23 protein-coding genes, 2 pseudogenes and 1 CRISPR repeat array are annotated in these 22,994 nt (G+C 57.7%); of the genes and pseudogenes, 14 read left to right on the top strand and 11 right to left on the bottom strand.

The features are described from left to right. The first annotated feature begins 274 nt into the window (after nt 1-274). The 5 genes from ACQK2M_RS02580 to ACQK2M_RS02560 all read left to right on the top strand — a co-directional run bounded on the left by ACQK2M_RS02580 (nt 275) and on the right by ACQK2M_RS02560 (nt 3,685). Nucleotides 275-577 carry a hypothetical protein gene (locus tag ACQK2M_RS02580; protein ID WP_425416500.1) on the top strand — a complete coding sequence of 101 codons (303 nt, stop codon included), beginning with the start codon at nt 275-277 and terminating at the stop codon, nt 575-577. A 39-nt stretch (nt 578-616) separates the two neighbouring features. After that, nucleotides 617-1,048 (top strand): hypothetical protein, encoded by a 432-nt coding sequence (locus ACQK2M_RS02575; protein ID WP_425416499.1) that lies wholly within the window; start codon nt 617-619, stop codon nt 1,046-1,048. 258 nt (nt 1,049-1,306) lie between these two features. Further along, nucleotides 1,307-1,792 (top strand): hypothetical protein, encoded by a 486-nt coding sequence (locus ACQK2M_RS02570; RefSeq protein WP_425416498.1) that lies wholly within the window; start codon nt 1,307-1,309, stop codon nt 1,790-1,792. Between the two features lie 101 nt (nt 1,793-1,893). Next, nucleotides 1,894-2,898 carry a hypothetical protein gene (locus ACQK2M_RS02565; RefSeq protein WP_425416497.1) on the top strand — a complete coding sequence of 335 codons (1,005 nt, stop codon included), beginning with the start codon at nt 1,894-1,896 and terminating at the stop codon, nt 2,896-2,898. Nucleotides 2,899-2,911: 13 nt separating this feature from the next. Continuing rightward, complete coding sequence (locus ACQK2M_RS02560) at nt 2,912-3,685, top strand: hypothetical protein (RefSeq protein WP_425416496.1); 774 nt, start codon at nt 2,912-2,914, stop codon at nt 3,683-3,685. A 12-nt stretch (nt 3,686-3,697) separates the two neighbouring features. On the opposite strand, the pseudogene ACQK2M_RS02555 reads toward ACQK2M_RS02560, so the two are convergent. Further along, nucleotides 3,698-3,976: pseudogene (locus tag ACQK2M_RS02555) on the bottom strand (transposase); the annotation flags it as partial. Nucleotides 3,977-4,172: 196 nt separating this feature from the next. Here ACQK2M_RS02555 and ACQK2M_RS02550 point away from each other — a divergent pair. Beyond that, entirely contained in the window at nt 4,173-4,520 is a 348-nt protein-coding gene (locus tag ACQK2M_RS02550) for a hypothetical protein (RefSeq protein ID WP_425416495.1), read from the top strand. Nucleotides 4,521-4,615: 95 nt separating this feature from the next. On the opposite strand, the gene ACQK2M_RS02545 is transcribed toward ACQK2M_RS02550, so the two are convergent. Continuing rightward, the gene (locus tag ACQK2M_RS02545; RefSeq protein WP_425416494.1) at nt 4,616-5,281 is read right to left on the bottom strand and encodes a hypothetical protein; all 666 of its coding nucleotides are present in this window, start codon (nt 5,279-5,281) and stop codon (nt 4,616-4,618) included. 318 nt (nt 5,282-5,599) lie between these two features. Beyond that, complete coding sequence (locus ACQK2M_RS02540) at nt 5,600-6,184, bottom strand: recombinase family protein (RefSeq protein WP_425416493.1); 585 nt, start codon at nt 6,182-6,184, stop codon at nt 5,600-5,602. A gap of 428 nt (nt 6,185-6,612) precedes the next feature. Between ACQK2M_RS02540 and cas9 the strand changes: the two genes are divergently transcribed. The 4 genes from cas9 (at nt 6,613) to cas2 (ending at nt 12,710) form a co-directional block, all read left to right on the top strand. Beyond that, complete coding sequence (gene cas9 / locus ACQK2M_RS02535) at nt 6,613-9,933, top strand: type II CRISPR RNA-guided endonuclease Cas9 (protein WP_425416492.1); 3,321 nt, start codon at nt 6,613-6,615, stop codon at nt 9,931-9,933. Nucleotides 9,934-10,107: 174 nt separating this feature from the next. Further along, nucleotides 10,108-11,328, top strand: coding sequence for an IS701 family transposase (locus ACQK2M_RS02530; RefSeq protein WP_425416491.1), 1,221 nt, complete (start codon nt 10,108-10,110; stop codon nt 11,326-11,328). A 69-nt stretch (nt 11,329-11,397) separates the two neighbouring features. After that, entirely contained in the window at nt 11,398-12,339 is a 942-nt protein-coding gene (gene cas1, locus ACQK2M_RS02525) for a type II CRISPR-associated endonuclease Cas1 (RefSeq protein WP_425416490.1), read from the top strand. Next, complete coding sequence (gene cas2 / locus ACQK2M_RS02520; protein ID WP_425416489.1) at nt 12,336-12,710, top strand: CRISPR-associated endonuclease Cas2; 375 nt, start codon at nt 12,336-12,338, stop codon at nt 12,708-12,710. The genes cas1 and cas2 overlap by 4 nt, the downstream gene beginning before the upstream one ends. A 72-nt stretch (nt 12,711-12,782) precedes the next feature. Next, nucleotides 12,783-14,006: a CRISPR direct-repeat array (repeat unit 36 nt; unit sequence AGGCTAGCAGTTCAGAAATCGCAGGCCAACCGCAAC). A 45-nt stretch (nt 14,007-14,051) separates the two neighbouring features. On the opposite strand, the gene ACQK2M_RS02515 is transcribed toward cas2, so the two are convergent. Then, nucleotides 14,052-14,177, bottom strand: a complete 126-nt coding sequence (locus ACQK2M_RS02515; protein WP_425416488.1) for a hypothetical protein — start codon at nt 14,175-14,177, stop codon at nt 14,052-14,054. Nucleotides 14,178-14,307: 130 nt separating this feature from the next. On the opposite strand from ACQK2M_RS02515, the pseudogene ACQK2M_RS02510 reads away from it, so the two are divergent. Continuing rightward, nucleotides 14,308-15,750, top strand: a pseudogene (locus ACQK2M_RS02510) (YifB family Mg chelatase-like AAA ATPase); the annotation flags it as partial. Nucleotides 15,751-15,772: 22 nt separating this feature from the next. Here the strand turns inward: ACQK2M_RS02510 and ACQK2M_RS02505 are convergent. The 6 genes from ACQK2M_RS02505 to ACQK2M_RS02480 form a co-directional block, all read right to left on the bottom strand. Further along, nucleotides 15,773-16,432 (bottom strand): HAD family hydrolase, encoded by a 660-nt coding sequence (locus ACQK2M_RS02505; protein WP_425416487.1) that lies wholly within the window; start codon nt 16,430-16,432, stop codon nt 15,773-15,775. A gap of 14 nt (nt 16,433-16,446) precedes the next feature. Continuing rightward, nucleotides 16,447-16,905 carry a dUTP diphosphatase gene (gene dut / locus ACQK2M_RS02500; RefSeq protein WP_425416486.1) on the bottom strand — a complete coding sequence of 153 codons (459 nt, stop codon included), beginning with the start codon at nt 16,903-16,905 and terminating at the stop codon, nt 16,447-16,449. Between the two features lie 81 nt (nt 16,906-16,986). Then, on the bottom strand, nt 16,987-17,457 hold the full coding sequence (locus ACQK2M_RS02495; protein ID WP_425416485.1) for a VOC family protein: 471 nt from the start codon (nt 17,455-17,457) through the stop codon (nt 16,987-16,989). 18 nt (nt 17,458-17,475) lie between these two features. Continuing rightward, nucleotides 17,476-17,829: a DUF1428 domain-containing protein gene (locus ACQK2M_RS02490; RefSeq protein WP_425416484.1), complete on the bottom strand. Its 354-nt coding sequence runs from the start codon at nt 17,827-17,829 to the stop codon at nt 17,476-17,478. Nucleotides 17,830-17,861: 32 nt separating this feature from the next. Beyond that, nucleotides 17,862-18,092, bottom strand: coding sequence for a DUF4287 domain-containing protein (locus ACQK2M_RS02485; RefSeq protein ID WP_425416483.1), 231 nt, complete (start codon nt 18,090-18,092; stop codon nt 17,862-17,864). 22 nt (nt 18,093-18,114) lie between these two features. Beyond that, on the bottom strand, nt 18,115-18,534 hold the full coding sequence (locus tag ACQK2M_RS02480) for a VOC family protein (RefSeq protein ID WP_425416482.1): 420 nt from the start codon (nt 18,532-18,534) through the stop codon (nt 18,115-18,117). Nucleotides 18,535-18,700: 166 nt separating this feature from the next. Here ACQK2M_RS02480 and ACQK2M_RS02475 point away from each other — a divergent pair, with 166 nt between their 5' ends. The 3 genes from ACQK2M_RS02475 (at nt 18,701) to ACQK2M_RS02465 (ending at nt 22,363) form a co-directional block, all read left to right on the top strand. Next, nucleotides 18,701-20,293, top strand: a complete 1,593-nt coding sequence (locus ACQK2M_RS02475) for a peptide chain release factor 3 (RefSeq protein ID WP_425416481.1) — start codon at nt 18,701-18,703, stop codon at nt 20,291-20,293. A gap of 135 nt (nt 20,294-20,428) precedes the next feature. Then, the gene (locus ACQK2M_RS02470; RefSeq protein ID WP_425416480.1) at nt 20,429-21,082 is read left to right on the top strand and encodes a peroxiredoxin; all 654 of its coding nucleotides are present in this window, start codon (nt 20,429-20,431) and stop codon (nt 21,080-21,082) included. Nucleotides 21,083-21,178: 96 nt separating this feature from the next. After that, the gene (locus ACQK2M_RS02465; protein WP_425416479.1) at nt 21,179-22,363 is read left to right on the top strand and encodes an NAD(P)/FAD-dependent oxidoreductase; all 1,185 of its coding nucleotides are present in this window, start codon (nt 21,179-21,181) and stop codon (nt 22,361-22,363) included. A gap of 7 nt (nt 22,364-22,370) precedes the next feature. Here ACQK2M_RS02465 and ACQK2M_RS02460 read toward each other — a convergent pair whose 3' ends face one another. Then, nucleotides 22,371-22,967, bottom strand: a complete 597-nt coding sequence (locus ACQK2M_RS02460; protein WP_425416478.1) for a hypothetical protein — start codon at nt 22,965-22,967, stop codon at nt 22,371-22,373. Nucleotides 22,968-22,994 lie beyond the last annotated feature (27 nt).

The following is a 22,994-nucleotide window of genomic DNA, read 5'->3' as shown; positions in this document are numbered from 1 at the left end:
CGCCGAAGCATAAAACGATGTGAGTCTAATATCTCTCCGAGCGGGTGAAACTTCTGTCATGTGATCGATCACACACCTGCTGAGGATTAGCGCACATAAGCTCTGTTTAAATCAATGGAGAGGTTACATGAACGCTTTATCTTTTAAAAAACTCAGAATAACCGCCACGGCAATATTCGGCGTTGCCGTTCTTTCAATCAATGCTTCTAAAGCCGACGGTCTCGTCGATTTCGACATCGGAGACACGCATGTCTGCATCGGTTTGAACACTTGCTTGTTCCAATCACCTGACTCCGACAACGTCACGGACCATCGCCAGCAAACGACCGATCATCGGGATCAGCCGGATGCTGAAGAACGCGAAAGCACGGTCGTCGTGATCAAGCCGAAAGTGCGTGACCATCGCTCGAAGGTGTTCGTTCGCGATCATCGCGACAACGCTGAAGACGAGCGCGACAACACCATTGTCGTCGTTTCGACCTCGGACGTCGAACAGCCGTCCAACGTCGTTGTTCGCGACCATCGCACGAAGAAGAAGATTCGCGATCACCGCGTCACCATTCGGGACCATCGCTAAGCGCCGGTTACCGCTCCTCAGATAAAGGGATACATCATCATGTTTAGAACAATCGCTCTCGCACTTCTCGCATCAAGCGTCTTCGTCGCCCCTGTTTCGGCAAAGGGTAAAACGAAAAAGGCCGATCAAGACGGCTTCACCTACAGCGAATGGGCTGAAGTCTGCGAAATGGATCAGGGCAAGCCCGTGTTCACGAAAGGAACGGCAGCTTGTGACTACCCTGGCGACAACGACATCGTCTGTGACGCCGGCGGCGGTACCGTCGGGGAGTGCACCCAAGGCACCGTCGTCGGTCGCATAGTCAGGCCGGAAATCATTGCCCCGAACAACGGTCCGGTCGGACAAGTTGTCACCACCAGCACGACCGGTTCATCGAAGTCTTCGAAGTCAAGGTTTCGGGATCACAGGACCGAACGACATATCGGCGGCATCATCAATATGAACGGAAAGATGGCTCCGTTGACTCGATAACGAGCCTGTATCTTCCCCTGCTTATGGGTGGTTGGCCGGTTGCGAGATTGCGACCGGCCAGCCTGTGGTTTCGATATCAATGACAGCCCCGATCACGCCGTCCAGTTCGTCCGACATGGAAATCCGGTCGCGACGCATGCGACCGCGGCAAGGATCGGCCACGCATTCACACGTGGAATGCCGCCGTTCGCCGATCCGGTTTGAACGGCGGTCGTAGTCCCGACCGCAGCAATTTCAACAACGAGAAAGGAGGAATGCGTGAACTATGAAACGCGTATCAAAAACTTCGATTACCGATGGGCACCGCCCCATTACGTGAACTTGCCGCCGTCAACCTACACAAAGGAGACGAGAACACCCCGCTTCATGCTTGTCTCGAAAAGCGGCGACGATTGCGATGTCCTGGTCTACTTCCTGAACATGGGCGAGACGCCGGTCGAAAGCCTGATCTGCAGCTCGGCTGGCTTCGAAACCGAGGATGACGACGAGATGGCTACATTCTCGAGCAAGGAAAAGGAGTACCGAGACATCGAAGCGGGAGAGGCCGTGCTGGTCGATGTCATCAACACATGGGCGGATTCCGACTGGAGTATCGACCACGGCTTTTCAGTTGTGACAGCGGACCTGGGTCGTCGGGAGATCAACGCGATGCGCGGCAAAGGCAATTATGGAGAAATGGTGCTCATGTGGGATACGGGAGAAGCCGGCAAGAGAGTGCATATCTCTGATCCCTCGCACGAATGACTTCCTACCTTGTTCGCTCGCTGCTTCCATTTCGCTGCCGCATCGAAACCTTGACCTTCAGAAATCACCGTGGAAGCATCCTTCGTTGAGGGAGGCGTTCAATGCTGGTGTCATTGCAAAGCGTTTTGGCTGCGCTGTTGATTTCAACCACATTCGTCGCTGGGCAAGCTTCAGCTCAGCCTTCCGCTGGACCGAACCTCCAACTGATTGAAAGCACCCGCGCGTGGGAATTCTTTTATGACTCATCCGATGATGGCGCTTGTTTTGCTACTGCTTCGTACAAGAGCGGCACGCGGTTTTTTATCGGAAAATTTGGCACCACCGGCGATTGGTCAATAATGATGACCAACGACAAATGGGCGTCGATTAAACCCGACCAGACCTACGACATGAAGTACGTCTTCGATGGACGACGGACATGGACCGGAGAGGATGTAGGGATTGAAAACGGTCTGAAGTCAGTTGGGCTGAGAGACGATTTCATCGAGGATTATGCCCGTTCCTCGCGGTTGGAGGTGTTCTTCGGGGATACCAAGATTGACGACTTCTCCCTGAAGGGAACCAGAGCGGCCACCAATGCCGTCAAGCAATGCTTCGACACACGCATGAAGAAGGTCGATCCGTTTGCGACCGCAGAAAATGATGATCCGTTTGCGGGGGCGGGAATTGATGACGTACAGAATGATGGACGCGACTTAATCCCCTATGGCACGAGAGTTGGGATGGACGTTACTGTGATATCCCGTCAAAATTTAGGAAGTGATTCAGCTAGAATTGTGATTGAACACACACGACAGAACGCGATCAATTTCTGCCGCGACTACGTTGGTAAGGTTACAGAGGAATGCATTCAAGAGGAAATGGCGCTACCTATAGCAGATCATATAGAGGCAAATTGTAAGAACGGCGAATTTCAGGATGCATTTGGACAAAAATTGCGATTTGATGGCTTAAATAGCAATCAAAGCGATGTTGGTGATCCAAGGCACCTATTGTGGAGCTTTGAAAATGATGAATATCTTGGAAACTATTCTGCAAGTGGCTATTTCGAAAGATTAATAGCGTATGACGAATTATGCCCCAACTCGGTTGATAAGATTGAATAGGGAGTTTTTTGTTATGAATTTCAAGATATCAAATTTATTAATAATGCTCTATTTGTCATTATGTACGTTTATGATAACACCATCAATTTCAATTAGTGATGAACTAATTTCCAAATACAATGCTTATATAAACGAGGCTGATCTATATAGTTCAAGCGGAACTCGACTGACGAAAGCGTGGCAAATAATTCGTCAGGATCGTGCAAACTTTCATCGCTTTGATATCCGCGATGAATACGATGAATCGGACAGTTTTTTCAATTCATTGGCCAATCGCAGTGCTGCGGAGCGAATGCTTCGCGAAGGTGAACTTAATCCGATGGCCGTTAGAATGATTGTCGATGGATACGTCCTCATTCAGGTTTCCATTTACGGCACGAACAACGTAGGAAATCGCTTGGCCGTAACGGTTCTTGGGAATCCCTACAGCGCAGATCGCTCTTCGGGCAGTTCGATTGACCTCGGTAACTCGTTTTCGCCGGTAATGGTTGGTGGGAGTATCGAGTGGGATGCATGCAGTGGGAACGGCGAAGTGTCCGGTCTGAATCCGCAGGGAGACAACTATCTTTCGGTACGTGCAGGCCCGTCCAGCGACTCTGCTGAGACTGATAGGTTGGGAGCGGCAACCGGCGTTTTCTTATGCGATGAAGTCGATGGCTGGTTTGGTATCGTGTATGGTTCAGGCGGTTGTGGTGTAACAACACCTATAGAACAGCGGATAGAATACGAAGGCTACTGCAGGTCGGGGTGGGTCTCAAAACGCTATATAACGATCACAGCGGGCTAGAGCGTTTTCCGATCATTCCGGGTCATATCCGCAGGACCTGAAGTAGTTGGCGCATTCATTCGGCTGGAAGATATCGACCAATTTGCCGATTAGGCTCCAGAGGCCGGACACGGTGCGTTCGCCTGCCTTTCTGAGCATCGCTTTCAGGCGCGAGAACGCTTTTTCGATGGGGTTGAAGTCCGGACTGTAGGGCGGAAGGAACCGAAGCGTTGCGCCCGCCGCTTCTATTTTCTCTCGGATAGCTATCCGCTTGTGGCTGGACAGGTTGTCCATGACGACGATGTCGCCGGGCTTGGGCGGATTCGGACTGGAGTATCGACCACGACTTATCGGTTTCGACGGTGGACTTGGGACGAATGGAAATCAATGCAATGCGCGGGAAAGGTCGGTACGGCGATTTAGTGCTTATGTGGAACACAGGGGAAGCCGGCAGGAGCGCCGTTATCTCCGGTCTCCCGCATGCATGACAAAGGGAGGATCGACATTGATGCCAACAAAAAAAGAAATGGCAGCGGAGCTGGAGCGCTTGACGCGGATGGCGGAGGGGATACCGACTCCAATTCTCCTGAGTGTTCTCTACAATCGGGACGACCAGACAATCGTCAACGAGATTTGTGATCGGCGATGGAATACCGGCATGTATCTCGCCGACGAGCGCGATAGGATAGGCGCGCTGATGGAGCGAATGGGTCCGCTGGTGGTCAAGATCGCCGAGAAGCAGTTTGCCGAGGGCATTAATAGCGACGGCTACAAAAAGCAGGAATTAATCCAGATGCAAAAGAGAGGGCTGAAACGAATTCAGGATGGTTTAGATTTCGCGTATAAAAATATATAAAATATTACTATTTAACAATAAAAAATATATAACATATATTAGCGCCAATCACAGAATACTACATCAATATAGATGCCGGTTAGAGCGAGGAAATATTAATTATTGGTAGCAAAAACGCCGGCAAAGTATTTATCTTGATCCCCTAAAAAGCTTTGAAATTGGCTATCTAGAAAATTATATTCTATGTAATGCTTGCGCCCACCCTCTAGATTCAGTTCGCACGCGAGAGAGGTTAGTGGATAGTATTTTTTCACCGAGATTACCCACGGAATAGTATAAGCTAATGACATTGTCATAATTGAGTCGAACTCATCACCGCTATTAGGGTCTTCTCTATCAAATACACCAAGCATAAAATTGGCAACGTTAATATATCGTTCAAAAAACAATCTTGCATCTATAACTTCATCTCTCCGTGTATTCCACACACATCTAGAATCTGTAAAATAAGTTGGCTCCGACGTTTCTTCATTTATGGATACATCCCATTCATACGGGATGCCGGAATCGTCTTGTGATGAATATATGCTAATTTCTATATTAAGATAATTTAATTCAAAGAAGTATATTGGCATTACCGCAAATTCAAATTTTGTTAGCGAAAATATCCCTTCGATATCGTCAATTTCATGGTATAGAAGTTGACTTGTTTCTTCTTTAGTAAGCCTATCAATCTCCGATGTGTAGTAAAATTCACCGGAAAGACACTTCGTAGCGCTTATAAAAGTGCATAACAGTGCAATTAATGTCGATCTATACAATTTACTCCTCCTCACCATAAACATAAAATTTAATCGAGAATTGAGACCTAATTCCGAAAAAATCATATGTTCCTCTCCCCATCAAATCAACGATAAGCCCTACCTCGATGATCCGAAATTACCCTCCCATCCGAAATTCGCGTAGTCAGGTCAAACCTATACGTCTGATCAGCGTGCAGCATGTCGCAACCTCTACGCTTCTTGCGAAACATAGATGCTCTAAAGACCGGAAGCTGCGTGAATTACCAGAGGCTGAAATCCGTATTGGGTTAAGCGCTCGTGTTCGAGCGGAAAGCACAGATGCATTTCGGGAAACAATTAATGCTCGTTCAATATCCGATAGACGCTGGCGCGACTGATCCCAAGTTGGGCAGCGATGTCGGTAGGCTTTGTGCCAGACTTCTTCATTCGGATCACGTCATCCGATTTTGCCCGTGCTGTCGGAGCGCGGCCTTTATATCGGCCCTCCGCCTTCGCCCTGGCGATGCCCTCCCGCTGGCGTTCCAGCATCAGCTCGCGTTCGAACTCGGCAATTGAACCGAGCAGGTTCAACATCAACTTTCCCGTAGGTGTTCCCGTATCAAGATTGATGTTGAGTATGCGCAGTGCCACGCCTTTCGCTTTCAGGCGTTCAGTGATGGTCACCAGATCGGCAACGGACCGTGCCAAGCGGTCCAGCTTGGCAACTAAAAACACGTCACCGTCGCGAACATAGTCCAGCGCGGCGTCCAATTGAGGACGGGATGTGGCGACGGATGAGATTTCTTCTTGGAAGATTTTGGTGCAGCCGGCGTGCTTCAATTCGCGGAGCTGGGCGTCGAGGCCGGCTTTTTGATCGTTGGTGGAAGTTCGGGCATAGCCGACAATCGCGTGGGTGCTTATGGCGGTCTCCTTGTGTCTCATTGATCCCTATGAACATGTGGGAATTCCGTCTCAAAATTCAATGGCAACTTGTGTGAGACACAAATCAAGCTCGGAGAAGTGTCTCACCAGGGCAGGGTCATGGTGGAATATGATATTGCGCCAAAGTGGCCGGTTGGAGACCGTCCACATGCAGTCCGGGACAATGCGGCGTTAATGACATCCGCTGATGACTGGGTCTTCATCGCTCACATCCGCATGCTCACCGGCTGGCTCGCAAGGGCTTGAAAATGCGCCATTCATTCCGATTCAGACACAAAATAACGAAAAAGCGCCCGCCGGAGCGAGCGCCTTATCTGGTGCATATCTCAGCTTGTTAACGGCTGGACTGCGATTTCTGAACCAAAAGACTATTGCCTGTGCGCGCTGAATAGTCAACTCTAATAAGTATCTGAGGGGGAGTCAGTTGCTTGAGTGAATCTATCAAAACACTTGGCCTTGATCTTGGCACCAACTCGCTCGGCTGGGCGGTTATCGAAACGCGCGGCGAACCAGAGGGGGGCGGTGAAGGACGTCTCATCGACAGCGGCGTGCGCATCTTTTCGCAAGCGGAGATGGCCGGGCGTGATCCTCAGTCCAAGGCATCACTTGCCGTCGCTCGGCGCGAAGCACGAGGTATGCGGCGACGGCGCGACCGTTATTTAAAGCGCCGCAAACGCCTGCTGCGCCTCCTTATAGAGTGCGGCCTGATGCCTTCCAACATTGATGCGTGCAAGGCCTTGATCCGCGAGCATGAGGATGGCGCCGGCGGCGATCTTTCGGCGTCCGTCTATGCGCTACGCGCCCGTGCACTCGACAAGGCACTTACGCCGCATGAGATCGGCCGGGCTGTCTTTCAGCTCAATCAGCGCCGCGGCTTCAAGTCCAACCGCAAGACCGACAGCAACGATATCGAACAGGGCAAGATTGCGACAGCCATCAATGCTCTGGACACACGTATGATGGAAGAGAAGGCGCGAACATTCGGCGAGTGGCTGTACATGCGCCGCCAAAACGGCCTCTCAGTGCGTGCACGTATGACCGCCGACGGTAAAGGTTATGATTTTTATCCATCCCGCGCCGCACTGGAGCATGAGTTCGACAGGATGATGGAGAGCCAGAAACGCTTTCATCAGGACCTGCTGTCCGACGCCGTGATCGACAACATCCGCGAAGTGATCTTTTACCAGCGTCCGCTTAAGTCGGTGCAGCCGGGCAAATGTTCCTACAATCCGGCGGAAAGTCGGCTGCCAAAGGCGCATCCGATGTTCCAGAAGTTCAGACTCTTGAAGGAAGTCAACGAACTCGAAATTGTCGGCGAAGACCAGCAGCACGTCAAGCTGACACGTAGTCAGCGCGATACCCTGATATTGGCACTACGTACCGGTCTGAATAAGCGGGGCACAGCACCATTCTCCAAGCTGAAGAAGCAACTTGGTCTCGGCAAGGAAATCCGGTTCAACAAGGAATCGGACAACCGCAATGACCTGCTGGGCGACGTGATTTACTTTTCCATGTCGCGGCCGGATTGCTTTGGTAATCGTTGGGCGGATTTGCCGATGGCTGACCAGGCCGCAGTTACGGAAAGGATGCGCACGGAAAACGATTACAAAGCGCTTGTCCAGTGGCTGCAATCGGCAACAGGACTGGATGCGGCGCATGCCCGCGCAGTCGCCGATTCACCGGTCCCCGACGGTTTCGGTCGGCTCGGTCTTTCGGCTCTTACCGCGCTCATTGATGCGATGGAGAACACGACAGATAAAGACGGTTTCGTCATCACCGAGACCGCCGCTGCCATTTCTGTCTACGGCCGGACCAACTCCGAAGCCGATCCAAACCGAAAGGGCACCGATAAGCTTCCGAATTACCAAGAAGTGCTGGATCGCCACATTCCCCCCGGAACCGGGGAACCGGACGCCTCCTACGACGAACGCATGGGCCGTATAGCAAACCCTACGGTGCATATTGCGCTCAACCAGTTACGCCGCGTCGTGAACGCCCTGATCGCCAAGCACGGCAAGCCGGACCGCATCGCTATCGAAGTCGGCCGAGAGCTGAAGCTAAACGAGAGACAGCGCGAAGAAGTCAACCGGACCATCGGAAGGAACACAAAGGAAGCACGACGGCGGTCCACCGAACTGACCGACATCCACAAAGTGGCCGATACGGGCTACAATCGGCTCCGGCTGAAACTTTGGGAGGAGACCAACCCGGATCAGCCGCTCAACCGGCCCTGCATCTATTGCGGCAAGGCAATTGCCGGCCATATGCTCTTCAATGGTGAGACGGATGTGGATCACATCCTACCCTATTCGAAGACGCTGGATGATAGCCAAGCCAACAAGGTGCTGTGCTGCACGGCCTGCAACCGCGAGAAGAAAAACCGAGCACCAGCCGACGTACCGCAGTGGAAGGCAAGGTACTCCGACATTCTCGCTCGCGCGAACCACCTGCCAAAGAACAAGCAATGGCGCTTCGCAGAAGACGCGATGGAACGCTTCGGTGAGGAAGGGGGGTTTCTTGCTCGGCAACTGACCGATATGCAATATATGTCGCGCCTGGCGCTAACCTACCTGGCACATCTGTACGACTTCGAGGAAGCCGATCTGGATGGCGTTTTCAAACGCCATTCCCGCGTGCGCGCCCTGCCGGGCCGCATGACGGAGATGCTGCGCAGACAATGGAGCCTCAATGAGCTGCTACCCGACCACAATCTGGTCGATAGCGACCTGACCAAGCGCAAGAACAGGCTCGATCACCGCCATCACGCCATTGATGCTGTCGTGATCGCATGCACCTCGCGTACGCTGATCCAGAAACTGTCTACGGCCGCTGCGCAGGCTGAGGAAAAGGGCGCGGAACGCGTCGTTGAGCACGTCGAGCAGCCATGGTCGAACTTCCGCGATGATGTGCGTGTCGCCATCAACGGCATTACCGTTTCTCACAAGCTTGATCATGGAACAGTCGGCCGCGACGCCGGCCATGCGGAGGGTCGCGGGCAGACCGCGGGAAAACTGCACAACGATACAGCCTACGGTCTGACGGGTGAAAAGGATGAGAAAGGCAACGATTTGGTTGTACACCGAATCCCAATCACCGAAATCAAAAAACCGGCGGATATCATGAAAATTCGCGGCAATGCACACGGCCACTCCGAACTGCGCGACCGGCTGTGGACGGCCACGCGCGACCTTGACGGCAAGGCGTTTGAGGCGGCCGTCGCGGAATTCGCAGGCAACGACGCCACTTTTAAAGGCATTCGTCATGTGCGGATCATTGAGCCGCTCAATACGATACCTGTGCGTGACCGTCGGGGGCGGGCATATAAAGCTTATAAAGGCGACAGCAATCACAGCTTCGATGTTTGGCGCCTACCTGACGGCAAATGGATCACAGAGGTCGTTTCCACCTTCGACGCCCATCAGCCGGATTGGCGGTCCCCAACACGGTCTCGATACCCTACCGCAAAGAAGATACTCAGCTTGAAACAAGGAGACGCCGTCGCCATCGAGAACGAGAACGGCCGCCGTGTGATGCGTGTTGTGAAGTTCGGTCTGAACGGTCAGATAACGTTGGCGGAGCACAACGAGGCGGGATCGCTGAAGTCACGCGATGCGAGCGCCAGCGACCCGTTCAAGTATGTGTCGCCAACGGCAGGTGGGCTGAAAAAATTGCGCGCGCGGCAGGTCCGCGTTGACGATATCGGCCGGGTGTTCGATCCCGGGCCTTGGTGGCTTGAGGATCAGAGTTAACCAAAGATAAAAATTTGCAGAGCAGCTTGCACGCTAAGGTGGTAAGCAAGCGACCATGCTGCGCGTGGTCGATCTTTCTAGCAGTGGCTTGCATGTGGCCGTCAATCGCGGCTTCCTCACGGTGTCTAGCATTACAGTTGCATTTTCTGATGGCGTCTGAATCCATGAGTTTCCATGATTCGGAGGTCATGGATGACAGGTGCATCTGTTGAGGCGACGCTTGAACTTTGGGCGTCTTCGTTGCGGGAGGTGAAGGCGCGGATGCGGCCGCTGTTCACGCAGGAGCGTGTGGCAGCATCGGCGGGACAGTTTCTGGACGGCTTGCTGGGGGAAGAAAGACGCAAGACAGGATGGATGCGTGCGGAAGCGGCAGGCGACCCGGGCCCCTGGCGGCAACAGGCGATCCTAGGTCGCGGGCGCTGGGATGCGGATGCACTGCGCGACATCGTGCGCGATTACGCGCTCGAGACGCTGGCCGATCCCGATGCCGTCCTCGTGCTTGATGAGACCGGTTTTCTGAAGCAGGGCAAAGCGTCCTGCGGGGTCGCTCGACAATATACGGGTTCGGCGGGCAAGATCACCAATTGCCAGATCGGTGTGTTCGCATCCTATGTCTCCCGGCATGGTCATGCCTTCGTCGACCGGGCGCTCTATCTGCCAAAGGCCTGGACGGATGACCGGGACCGTCTGGCGGCAGCCCATGTGCCGGAAAATATTCGCTTCGCCACCAAGCCGGCACTGGCGCTCACGATGATCGAGCGGGCGATGGCTTCGAACGTGCCGTTTTCCTGGGTGGCGGCCGACAGCGTCTATGGCGTGGGCGATATCGAGATGGCACTCAAACGTGCCGCGAAGGGCTATGTGCTCGGGGTGAATGCCAATCATCCCTTCCGCTCATGGAACAAGCCGCTGGCCGTGTCCGGAACGGCGAAGGACATCGCTGAAGCCTTGCCTGAGAATGCCTGGCGACGGCTGTCGGCAGGCGATGGAACCAAGGGTGCGCGACTGCACGATTGGGCCTATCTCCAACTCGCCGATCTCGATTCCGATGATTTCGACGCGGCTTTCGCCAGCATCTGGACACGCGGGCTGCTGATCCGCCGAAACATCGCCGATGGCGATCTTGCCTTCTTCTCGACATGGTGTCCGATTGGCACATCCATGGAAAAGCTGGTGGCCGTCGAGGGGCATCGCTGGGCCATCGAGGACAGCTTCGAGACCGCCAAGAACGAACTCGGCCTCGACCACAACGAAACCCGCTCCTGGCATGGATGGCATCGCCATGTCTCGCTGGTCATGCTCGCCTTCGCCATGATGGCGGCGATCCGACACCATGCCAATGCCGCGCCGCCCCCAAAAACGAGGCCGCCCACAACGCGCAGAACCGGCAATTGATCCGCTGGTCGATCCAGGAAATCCGGCGGATCGCCACGCGCCTCGCACGACAACGCGTTCATCCGGCCCATGTCATCGCATGGTCGCTCTGGCGACGCGCACATCAGGCCGCAGCCCAACAGGCACACCTCAAATCTAAAATGCAACTGTAATGCTAGGGACCGTCAGGAGGTCGGGCGGATTGCACTTGACGATATCGTTGGCGTGATCGCGCACGCCCACGGGCTGACGTGGTCGAACACCGCGTTCCTCCGTCTTACGGAACGTGCCGTGCCCATCGTACTGTGCGCTCAAAATCACGCGCCGGTGGCTTGCGTCTGGCCACTCGAAGGCAACCACCTGCAAGGCGCTCGGCTCAACGCGCAAGCAAACGCGTCGCGCCCGCTGGTCAAACGCGCTTGGCGCGACATCGTCGTTGCGAAAATACGCATGCAAGGAGCTGTTCTGGCCTCCGTTGGTGCGGAGGCCGGCGCGTTCGACATGCTGGCGCGTAAGGTCCGCTCCGGCGACCCAGACAACGTGGAAGCCCAAGCAGCGCGACGTTACTGGCAGGCACTAATGGGTACGGATTTTCGCCGCGACCGGACGGCGGAGGGCGCAAATGCACTGCTCAACTACGGTTACACCGTCTTACGCGCGATGATAGGTCGGGCAATTTGCGCGGCCGGCTTGCACCCCTCCATCGGCCTACACCACGCCAACCGCGGCAACGCCTTCGCACTGTCCGACGACCTCATGGAACCGTATCGTCCGTTGGTCGATCGGGCTGTCTACAATCTTGTGCGGGATGGTTGCGAACAGGTGTCAGCCGAAGCCAAGACGGCTTTGGCGACATTAGTCTCAATGGACCTGTCCGCGCCGCACGGCCAAAGCCCGCTTTACGTTCACGCCACGCGCCTCGCCCAGCAATTGTCGGCAATGTTCTGCGGCGAAGTAAAGGAACTCGACTTACCGACGCCGCCGGATGCCCTGACCATGGCGGGTATCGCGCTCCGGAGCGGGAACCAATGACCACGATTTATACGCAAAAACGGGGAGAGCGGACAACGCCAACTCATATGTCCGCCTACAGGCTGATGTGGATGCTCGTAACCTTCGACTTACCGGTGGACACCAAAAAGTACCGAGCGCAGGCGGCAAAGTTCCGGAAGTTCTTGCTTGATCAGGGCTTTGAAATGAGTCAGCTTTCGAATTACCTAAGGCTGCTAAACGGTCAAGAGCAATTCGACACCTACTGCCGCCGAATTGAAGCCAACCTTCCGGCGCGCGGTGATGTTTTTATATTTCAGTTCACGGACAGGCAATATGAAAACATCGTCAGATTCAGCGACCAAAGTCGCCGTGCTCGCAGGAAAAACCCAGAACAGATCGCTCTGTTCTAGTTGCGCAGATTTGTTTTGCGACGGCATGAAGCCCCAAACACCCTGCAAAAACAAGGCATTGAGGCTTCAAACAGGCTAGCAGTTCAGAAATCGCAGGCCAACCGCAACCGGCCCCGAAGGCGAGCGCGATTCCGATATAGGCTAGCAGTTCAGAAATCGCAGGCCAACCGCAACTCAAGGGCATGAAACTAACCTACGGCATGGAGGCTAGCAGTTCAGAAATCGCAGGCCAACCGCAACACCTGAGACGAGCAAGGGAGCTTGCGTGATAGGCTAGCAGTTCAGAAATCGCAGGCCAACCGCAACTAATCGTGGATGATCGGCATTGCCTGATCTAGGCTAGCAGTTCAGAAATCGCAGGCCAACCGCAACTGGATCGGATGCACGAAGGTCTCGCCGGGCAGGCTAGCAGTTCAGAAATCGCAGGCCAACCGCAACTCGTCGGTGACGGCTCGGATGACACGATAGAGGCTAGCAGTTCAGAAATCGCAGGCCAACCGCAACGGTCTGTCGCCTTCTCGCCGCGGCCTGGCGAGGCTAGCAGTTCAGAAATCGCAGGCCAACCGCAACGCCCGCTCGATGCGGAGGACATGCGCGGGCAGGCTAGCAGTTCAGAAATCGCAGGCCAACCGCAACTGGGGTCCAATCATAGGCGGCGGGATTAAAAGGCTAGCAGTTCAGAAATCGCAGGCCAACCGCAACTATACACTATCCCCACTACGATAAGAACGGAGGCTAGCAGTTCAGAAATCGCAGGCCAACCGCAACTCTGCGCGGCGGCCGAGCGATCGGGCTGCGAGGCTAGCAGTTCAGAAATCGCAGGCCAACCGCAACCGGCGGTCTATTCGGTGGCGGAAAGAAGAAAGGCTAGCAGTTCAGAAATCGCAGGCCAACCGCAACAGCGGTTCTGTTCCAGCCAACATCGAGCGCAGGCTAGCAGTTCAGAAATCGCAGGCCAACCGCAACGTTAAGCGGTTCCGTCCGCAACAACCGGCGAGGCTAGCAGTTCAGAAATCGCAGGCCAACCGCAACGGACCAGCAAAACAGACGATCCGCGGGCGTAGGCTAGCAGTTCAGAAATCGCAGGCCAACCGCAACCAAACACCGTCGATTACGTCAAGCTCCGTAAGGCTAGCAGTTCAGAAATCGCAGGCCAACCGCAACGCGACTCTGCTCCACCAAACAGGGGGGAAAAGGCTAGCAGTTCAGAAATCGCAGGCCAACCGCAACTTCGTCGCGCAGGGGCGGGATTATGCGGGCAGGCTAGCAGTTCAGAAATCGCAGGCCAACCGCAACCTGACGGGTGCTGCATCGCGATCTGGTGCGAGACCGGAAACCACGTCAGTCCTGATAGGTTTTGGTCTTCTTGCGCTGGTCGCCGCGATGTGGGTCGTACTCGGATATGCGATCAATGCCGCAATACGTTGCATCGGTGGTCACCTGCACAATCGGCATCATGTCCATCACTGACGTATCCGGCGCGCTTGCTGCGGTAAGGCAATCGAATCTTGCACGAGAGCAACCCCATTGGCTGCCTCGCGGCGTTTACGAACCGTCAAAAACGGGTAATATCAGTTAGAAATTAATCCACCACAACATGCATATCGTCGGCCTTCCGGACAAGGCGGTGGCCGAGAGCCGGGAGCGGGTCCAGTCGGCGCTGCATGCCTCCGGCCTGTCGATGCCGCCCAAGAAGGTCACAGTCAATCTGGCGCCCGCCGATCTGCCCAAGGAAGGCTCGCATTTCGATCTTCCGATCGCGCTCGGTCTAATGGCGGCGCTCGGCGCAGTGCCCGCCGATGCGCTGTCGAATTATGTCGTGCTCGGGGAACTGTCGCTCGATGGCACCATCGCGCCGGTTGCCGGCGTATTGCCGGCGGCGATTGCGGCCAATGCGCAGGGCAAGGGTCTGATCTGTCCGAAGGAATGCGGGCCGGAAGCGGCTTGGGCGGGCGAGGATGTCGATATCGTCGCGCCGGCAAGCCTGATCTCGCTTGCCAACCATTTTCGCGGCACGCAGGTGCTCACGCGCCCGGTGCCCGCCCGCCGCGAGCTTCCAGCGGGCCTGCCTGATCTCGCCGACATCAAGGGCCAGGAAACGGCCAAGCGCGCCCTGGAGGTCGCCGCGGCCGGCGGGCACAATCTCCTGATGGTCGGGCCGCCCGGATCCGGCAAGTCGATGCTGGCCCAGCGCCTGCCGTCGATCCTGCCGCCGCTGACGCCGGCCGAACTGCTCGATGTCTCGATGATCGCCTCGATCGCTGGCCAGCTTGCCGGCGGCAAATTGTCGGATCGCCGTCCCTTCCGTGCGCCGCATCATTCCGCCTCCATGGCGGCGATGGTCGGTGGCGGGCTGCGCGTCAAGCCGGGCGAAGTTTCTCTCGCTCACAATGGCGTATTGTTTCTCGACGAGTTTCCCGAATTCACGCCGCAGGTGCTCGATTCGCTTCGCCAGCCGCTGGAGACGGCCGAATGTGTCATCGCCCGCGCCAATCACCGCGTTTCCTATCCGGCGCGCATCCAGCTCGTCGCGGCGATGAATCCGTGCCGCTGTGGCATGGCCGGTGAGCCCGGTCACACATGTGCGCGCGGGCCGCGCTGCGTCGCCGATTATCAGGCCCGTATCTCTGGCCCGCTGATGGACAGGATCGATCTGCGCGTCGAGGTTCCCGCCGTCACGCCGGGTGATCTGATACGCTCCCGCCCGGGCGAGCCGAGCGCGTCGGTCGCCAAGCGTGTCGCTGCCGCCCGCGCGATCCAGACGGAGCGTTACGAAGCGCTCGCGATAAAGGGCGTCACCACCAACCACCACTGCCCGACGGCACTGATCGAACAGGTCGCGGATGTCGATGCCGGAGGGCTGCAACTGCTGAGCGATGCCGCCGACAGGATGAAGTTTTCGGCGCGCGCCTATCACCGCATCATGAAGGTTGCCCGTACGCTGGCCGATCTCGACGGCGCGGCGCAGACCGGCCGCATCCATGTCGCCGAGGCAATTTCCTACCGCATTGCCGGCGAGCGGCTGGCGTCCGCGGCATAGTTTTTTCAGCCGGACAGAATTGTTATCGCAGGCCAAGCAGGGCCGGAAGCGTCCGCATGTCGTCGAACAACACGGCGCCCGCATCGGCGAGGCCCTCGGCGTCGGTCAGCGGATCGGCGGTGTAGCCGAAGACGCGCATGCCCGCTGCCTTGCCGGCCAGCGCGCCGGCCGGGCTGTCTTCGATTACCGCGCAGCGTTCGGGCGCATGACCCAGTTCGCTCGCGGCAAACAGGAACAGGTCGGGCGCGGGTTTGCCCTTCTCGACCATCCACGCGGAATACAGGACGTTCTCCAGCAGTGGCAGGAGCCCTGAAACGCCGAGCGTCAGGTGCATCTTCTCGACCTTCGCCGATGAGGCGACGCAATAAGGCGTGTCGATGGCGTTCAGATAGAGGATGACCTCGCGCACATGCGGAATGGCCTCCACGCCGGCGGAAAAAAGGTCCGGCAGGCCGGCCAGCCAGCGGTCGGGGAAATCCGCGCCAAGATCGATCCCTTCTTCCTCCAGCAGAATGTCGCGGACGCTCTTCATGGTGCGGCCCATGAAGCGCTTGCGGCATTGTGCCATCGTCAGGTCCAGGCCGTGCTCCGCGATGATCGCGGAAAGCCGCTGATTGGCGACGGTTTCGGTATCGACGAGCACGCCGTCGCAGTCGAAGATTACAAGTTCGGGGGGTGTCATTTTGGGTGTGTCCGTCAGTGGGTGCCCGTCGAGCCGAATCCGCCCGCGCCGCGCGTCGTCCCTGAGGCCAGTTCGCCTTCCGTGACGGCGACCTGCGTGACCGGAGCGACGACCATCTGGGCGATACGCATGCCGCGCGTGATCTCGAAGGGTTCCGTTCCGTGGTTGATCAGCAGAACCTGCACCTCGCCGCGATAATCGGCGTCGATCGTGCCCGGCGTGTTGAGGCAGGTGATCCCGTGCTTGAGGGCGAGGCCGGAACGCGGCCGGATCTGGCCTTCGTGGCCGGCCGGAATCTCGAAAACGAAACCGGTCGGAACGAGCGCCCGCGCGCCCGGCTGCAAGGTCAACGGCATGTCGTCGGCCACAGCCGCGCGTAGATCCATGCCGGCGGCCTCCTCGGTTTCGTAACCGGGAAGGGCGATCCCGTCGCCATGCGGCAGGCGGATGAGTGTCAGGGTTGGAGACGTCATTGCGGCTATCTGCCGCGCCCGCCCGTCTTCCGCAAGCGAAAGACGAAGCAATTCTGTGAGCAACGTCTCACATCGGAAGACTCATGCCGCCGCCGCCGCTTCCAGTGCGGCGATCTCGATCTTCTGCATGGTCATCAGCACCGGCCAGACTTTCGACGCCTGCGGGCCGCTGAAAAGCTCGGCCGCGCGTTTCGGCACGATCTGCCAGGACAGGCCGAACCGGTCCTTGCACCATCCGCACTGGCTTTCCGCGCCACCGTCGGCGGTGAGCGCCGCCCACAGGCGGTCTGTCTCCGCCTGGTCTTCGGTGCTGACCGAGATCGAAACGGCTTCGGACAGCTTGAAATGCGGTCCGCCATTGATCGCCTGGTAGGGCGTTCCGGCCAGGGTAAATTCCACAGCAAGCACCGCGCCCGGCTCGCCATGCGTCGCGTTCTCGATATGGCGGCTCACATGGTCGATGCGCGAATCCGGTATCAGGGAGCAGTAGAACTCCGCCGCGGGAAGCGCCCCGTCATCGAACCACAGGCAGGTCTTGACCTTCCGCGTCATATCGAAGTCCTCCTTGGTTCAGGATCTGGTGATTGTCTCGAAGCCGCCGAATATCAGCCGCTTCCCGTCGAACGGCATCTCGCCGAGACGTTCGAAAATCGAGGGATCGTCCTCGAACTTTTTCCAGCCCGCGTCGCGTGCTTCCTTCGAGGGCCATTCGACCCAGGAGAAGACGACGACCTCGTCATCCTTCTTCTTGACGGCCATCGGAAACGACGTGACTTCGCCGTCCGGCACCGTCTCACCCCAGCAGTCGACAACGGATGTCGCGCCCAGACTTTTGAAAACCTCGGCGGCGCGTTTCGCATATTCGAGATATGCCTCTTTTCCATTCGCCGGCGCCGCGGCGACCATTCCGTCTACATAGGTCATGATGCTTGTCCTTTGGTCCTTGGCCGCCGACGCTATTGGCTGCCTTCCTTCTTTGCGCCTTTGAGAAGCGTGACGATCGCCATGGCGTGGCCGTGGCCGAGCCCGAAATCCTGCTTCAGCCAGTCGGTGATCTGCGTCGCCTTCACGCCCGGGGAGAGCCCGGAGCTGCCGGTGAAGCCTTTTTTGGCGGCCATCGCCTTGAAATCCGCCGGTGATTTGCCGGTCTTGGCCTGTATGTTGTCGAGATATGCCTGGAAAGACATCGGGTTGTCCGCCTCCCTTGCCTCAGCTTATCGCCTTGGAACCGGTGAAATTGATCATCCACGGCGTACCGAACCGGTCGGAGAACATGGCAAAGCGTTCCGCCCAAAAGGTCTCCTCCAGAGGCATGCGCACGTCACCGTCCCTGGACAGGGCGTTGAAGATCCGCTCTGCCTCCTCAATCGAGTTCGCCGCCAACGAGATGTTGAAGCCTTGCGGCTTCGTATACCATTCGCCCGGCGCGTCAGAGGCCATGATATTGGCCGAGCCGAGCCGCATGTTCATGTTCATCACAAGATCGTCGCCGCCGGGCATTCGGCTTTCCGGGTCCGGCGCGTCACCATTCTTGAACACGCCGATGATCTCGCCGCCAAGCGTCTCAGCGTAGAACTGCATGGCCTCAAGGCAATTGCCGTTGAAATAGAGATAGATGGTCGGTTCCATGCGGGTTCCTCTCGCAATGGCTGTGTGGATGAGGCGACTGTAGATCGAAGATAGATTGATATCAACGTATATTTGACGAAAAGATGCACTCGCCGCCCCTTGGGAACGTGTTTGACAGCCGCGCCCGCGCCTGCGAGAAGCGCGGCAAGTTTTCACGGACACGACCATGGCCGAAAATCTCAAGGACGCCGTCGCGCGCCGTCGCACTTTCGCGATCATTTCCCACCCGGATGCGGGCAAGACCACGCTGACCGAAAAGCTGCTGCTGTTTGGCGGCGCGATCCAGCTCGCGGGTGAGGTCAAGGCCAAGCGCAACCGCGTGCAGAGCCGGTCCGACTGGATGAAGATCGAGCGCGAGCGCGGCATTTCCGTCGTCACCTCGGTGATGACCTTCGAATATGGCGGCCATGTCTTCAACCTGCTGGACACGCCGGGTCACGAGGACTTTTCCGACGACACCTATCGCACGCTGACCGCCGTCGATGCCGCCGTCATGGTGATCGACGCCGCGAAGGGCATCGAGCCGCGCACGCTCAAATTGTTCGAGGTCTGCCGCCTGCGCGATATCCCGATCGTCACCTTCGTCAACAAGATGGACCGCGAAAGCCGCGATCCCTTCGAGATCCTGGACGAGATCGAACAGAAGCTCGCGCTCGATACCGCGCCTGTGACGTGGCCGATCGGTCGCGCCAAGACCTTCGCCGGAACGTGGAACATGGCCGAGGGCACGATGCGCCGCGAAGACGCGCAAATCGAGCCGGTAAAGGTCAATGGCCCGGAATCGGACGGTGTCTCGGGCCTGCTGCCGGAAAACGAGCGCGAGACCTTCATCGAGGAGGCCGCGCTCGCGCAGGAAGCCTGCCGCCCCTTCGACAGACAGGCCTTTCTCGAGGGCCATCTGACACCGGTCTATTTCGGTTCTGCGCTGAAGAACTACGGCGTGCGCGACCTGATCGAGGCGCTTGGCGATTTCGCGCCGCCGCCGCGCGCCCAGGAAAGTGACAAGCGCGTCATCGAGGCGACCGAGCCGTCACTGACGGCCTTCGTCTTCAAGATCCAGGCCAATATGGACCCGAACCACCGCGATCGCATCGCCTTCGTACGCGTCTGCTCCGGTTCGCTCGATCGTGGCATGAAGGCGAAGCTCGTGCGCACCGGCAAGTCGATGACGCTGTCGGCGCCGATGTTCTTCTTCGCCCACCAGAGACAGATCGCCGACAATGCGGTTGCCGGTGACGTGGTCGGCATTCCGAACCACGGCACGCTTCGCATCGGCGACACGCTGACCGAGGGAGAGGACCTGCTGTTTCGCGGCGTGCCGAACTTCGCGCCGGAAATCCTCCGCCGTGTCCGCCTCGGCGATGCGATGAAGGCCAAGAAGCTGCGCGAGGCGCTGCAACAGATGGCCGAGGAAGGCGTTGTCCAGCTCTTCGTGCCCGAAGACGGCTCGCCGGCTGTCGTCGGCGTGGTCGGCGCGCTGCAGCTCGACGTGCTCAAGGAGCGGCTGAAGCAGGAATACGGTCTGCCGGTCGATTTCGAGGCCGCGCGTTTCAATGTCTGCCGCTGGATCTCGCATGAGGACCGGGGTCAGCTCGAAACCTTCATGCAGAAACACCGCGCCGCGATTGCACGGGACCTCGACGGCGACCCTGTTTTTCTCGCCGAGAACGCCTTCTCGCTCAATTACGAGGCCGACCGCGCGCCGGGCATGGTCTTCGACGAAATCAAGGACTATCAGATCCGCGCCAAAGCCGCCTGACCGGCGGTTGGCACGATGCGCTGTTCTGCCGCGCAAAGGCAGAAAGCTATGTCTTTGTTCCAGGCGGTCGGATGACTATCTGAGGCATGAACACAGATTTTGCGCCTTGGCGCGGTAACCGAAAAGGAGAGTATGATGAGCCTTCGTATCAACGACACAGTGCCGGACTTCACCGCAGAAACCAGCGAGGGAACGATCAGCTTCCATGACTGGATCGGCGATTCCTGGGCCATCCTGTTTTCGCATCCGAAGGATTTCACGCCCGTTTGCACCACCGAATTCGGCGCCGTCGCGCGCCTCGACGACGAGTGGACCAAGCGCAACACCAAGGTGATCGGCATCTCCGTCGATGGCGTCGAGGAGCACAAGCGGTGGAAGAGCGATATCGAATCCTATGCCGGCCTGACGGCGAAGTTTCCAATCATCGCCGATACCGACCTTGCGGTCTCCAAGGCCTTCGACATGCTGCCCGCGGAATATTACCTTCCGGGCACGCCGACGCCGGCCGACAGCCAGACCGTGCGATCCGTTTTCATCATCGGTCCCGACAAGAAGCTGAAACTGTCGATGACCTACCCGATGACCGTCGGCCGCAACTTCGCCGAGGTTCTTCGCGCGCTTGATGCGCTGCAGACGTCGACGAAAAACGCTGTCGCGACGCCGGCGGACTGGAAGATCGGCGAACCGATCATCATTCCGACCTCGGTCAATGACGAGGCGGCGAAAGAGAAGTTCGGCGAGTTCGAGACGATCTTCCCGTATCTGCGCAAGGCAAACCTGCCGGGCTGATATCGGGCTGCATCAAGTTTGGAACCGGCGGCATTGTCCGCCGGTTTTCTCTTGCGCGGTTCTGACATCGCCGACGCGCCGGGTTAAGGGAATGGCATGAAGTCTCGCCGCTACGATGTCGTCATTCTTGGAGCCGGTGCCGCCGGTCTGTTCTGCGGCGCGGAAGCTGCCAGGCGCGGCCGTGCCGTGCTTGTCGTGGATCATGCGCGACAGCCCGGAGAAAAGATCCGGATTTCAGGTGGAGGGCGCTGCAACTTCACCAACATCCATGCGTCGCCGGCCAACTTTCTCTCCGCCAACCCGCATTTTTGCATTTCGGCCCTGAAGCGGTTCACCGCCGCCGATTTCCTCGCCCGCGTGGAGGAACGCGGCATTGCCTGGCACGAGAAGACGCTCGGTCAGCTGTTTTGCGACGGCTCGGCAAGGCAGATCGTCGACATGTTGACCGACGATCTTGCGCAGGCCGGCGGAACGCTCGAACTCTCGACAAGCGTCGACGAGATCGCGCGGCCGGGCGCAACATTCGAATTGCGCCTGTCCACGGGCCCGGTCTCCTGCGCGTCGCTTGTGATCGCGACCGGCGGCAAATCGATCCCGAAAATGGGCGCGACCGGATTCGCCTATCGTGTTGCCGAGCAATTCGGCCTTGCTGTCGCCGAAACCCGGCCGGGCCTCGTCCCGCTGACATTCGAACCGAACCTCCTGGAGCGTCTCAAGCCGCTGGCGGGCGTCAGCACGGAGGCGCGTGTTGCCCATGCCGGGACGAGTTTCGACGAGGCGTTGCTGTTTACCCATCGCGGCCTGTCGGGCCCGGCGATCCTGCAAATCTCGAGTTACTGGCGCGAGGGCGACGCGATCAGCGTCGATCTGGCGCCGGGCGATGATGTTTTCGCGATCCTGCGCGAAGCGCGCCAGTTGGCCGGCAAACAGGAGGCGCAGACCGTCCTTGCGCGAACGCTGCCGAAGGCGCTGGCACAATTTATCGTCACAGAGGCGGGCGCCTCGGGCCCGCTGGCGGAACTGAACGACGACGCGCTGCGCCGTATCGCCGACCCGGTTCATCGCTGGACGGTCAAGCCGTCCGGCTCGGAAGGCTATCGCACGGCCGAAGTAACGCTGGGCGGCATTGACACGGCCGGCCTCGATCAGAAAACAATGGAATCGAAATCGGTTCCGGGACTTCATGTCATCGGCGAGGCTGCCGATGTTACGGGCTGGCTCGGCGGCTACAATTTCCAGTGGGCCTGGTCGTCCGGCTGGGTGGCGGGACAGGCCGTCTAGTAACCCGTCAACGGTTCAGATCGCCTCTTATCTGCTTGAGGTTCGCGCGATAGGTCTCGGCGTCCCCGTAGTCGACAAACGCCTCGAAATGGTCATGCGGATCGGCGCTGCGGCGGGCATGCTTGATCGGACACCAATACTGTTCCGTACGCCCGGCTATCTCGCGCACATAGGCGATCAGCCCGTTGGCATAACCGCAATAGACGCAGTTCAGCTTCTCGATCCCGTTCAGATAGGCGAGATGCTGCCGGTCGACGATGATGTGGTCGCGCCGGCGCACAAGCGGGATCCCGTAAATCCGGAAACAGACATGCTGGTAGAGCGTCACGGCCGCATCGAGAAAGACCAGCGGCACAATCAGCCCGTAGATCAGCGGCGCCGACAGGATGAAGCCGAGCGGCGCGCCGACGATATATTTCAGCAAGCCGACGCGATAGCGCCGCTGCAATTCGCGGATATCGCGTTCGAAACGCACCTTGCCGCGATGCAGCGTATAGCGGAAACGTTCGCGCTGTTCGGCGAGCTCCGTTTCGAATTCGGATTCGATCTCCTGCCGCGTGGCGCTCAACCGCGCCTGCAGGTCTTCGAGAACGGAACGTCCCATCGTCTCACCTCATCTCGACAATGGGTG

Source organism: Oricola indica, assembly GCF_965227485.1.
Taxonomy (GTDB): Bacteria; Pseudomonadota; Alphaproteobacteria; order Rhizobiales; family Rhizobiaceae; genus Oricola; species Oricola indica.
Note: the sequence above shows the minus strand (reverse complement) of the source record. Positions and strands in the feature narration are given on the sequence as shown.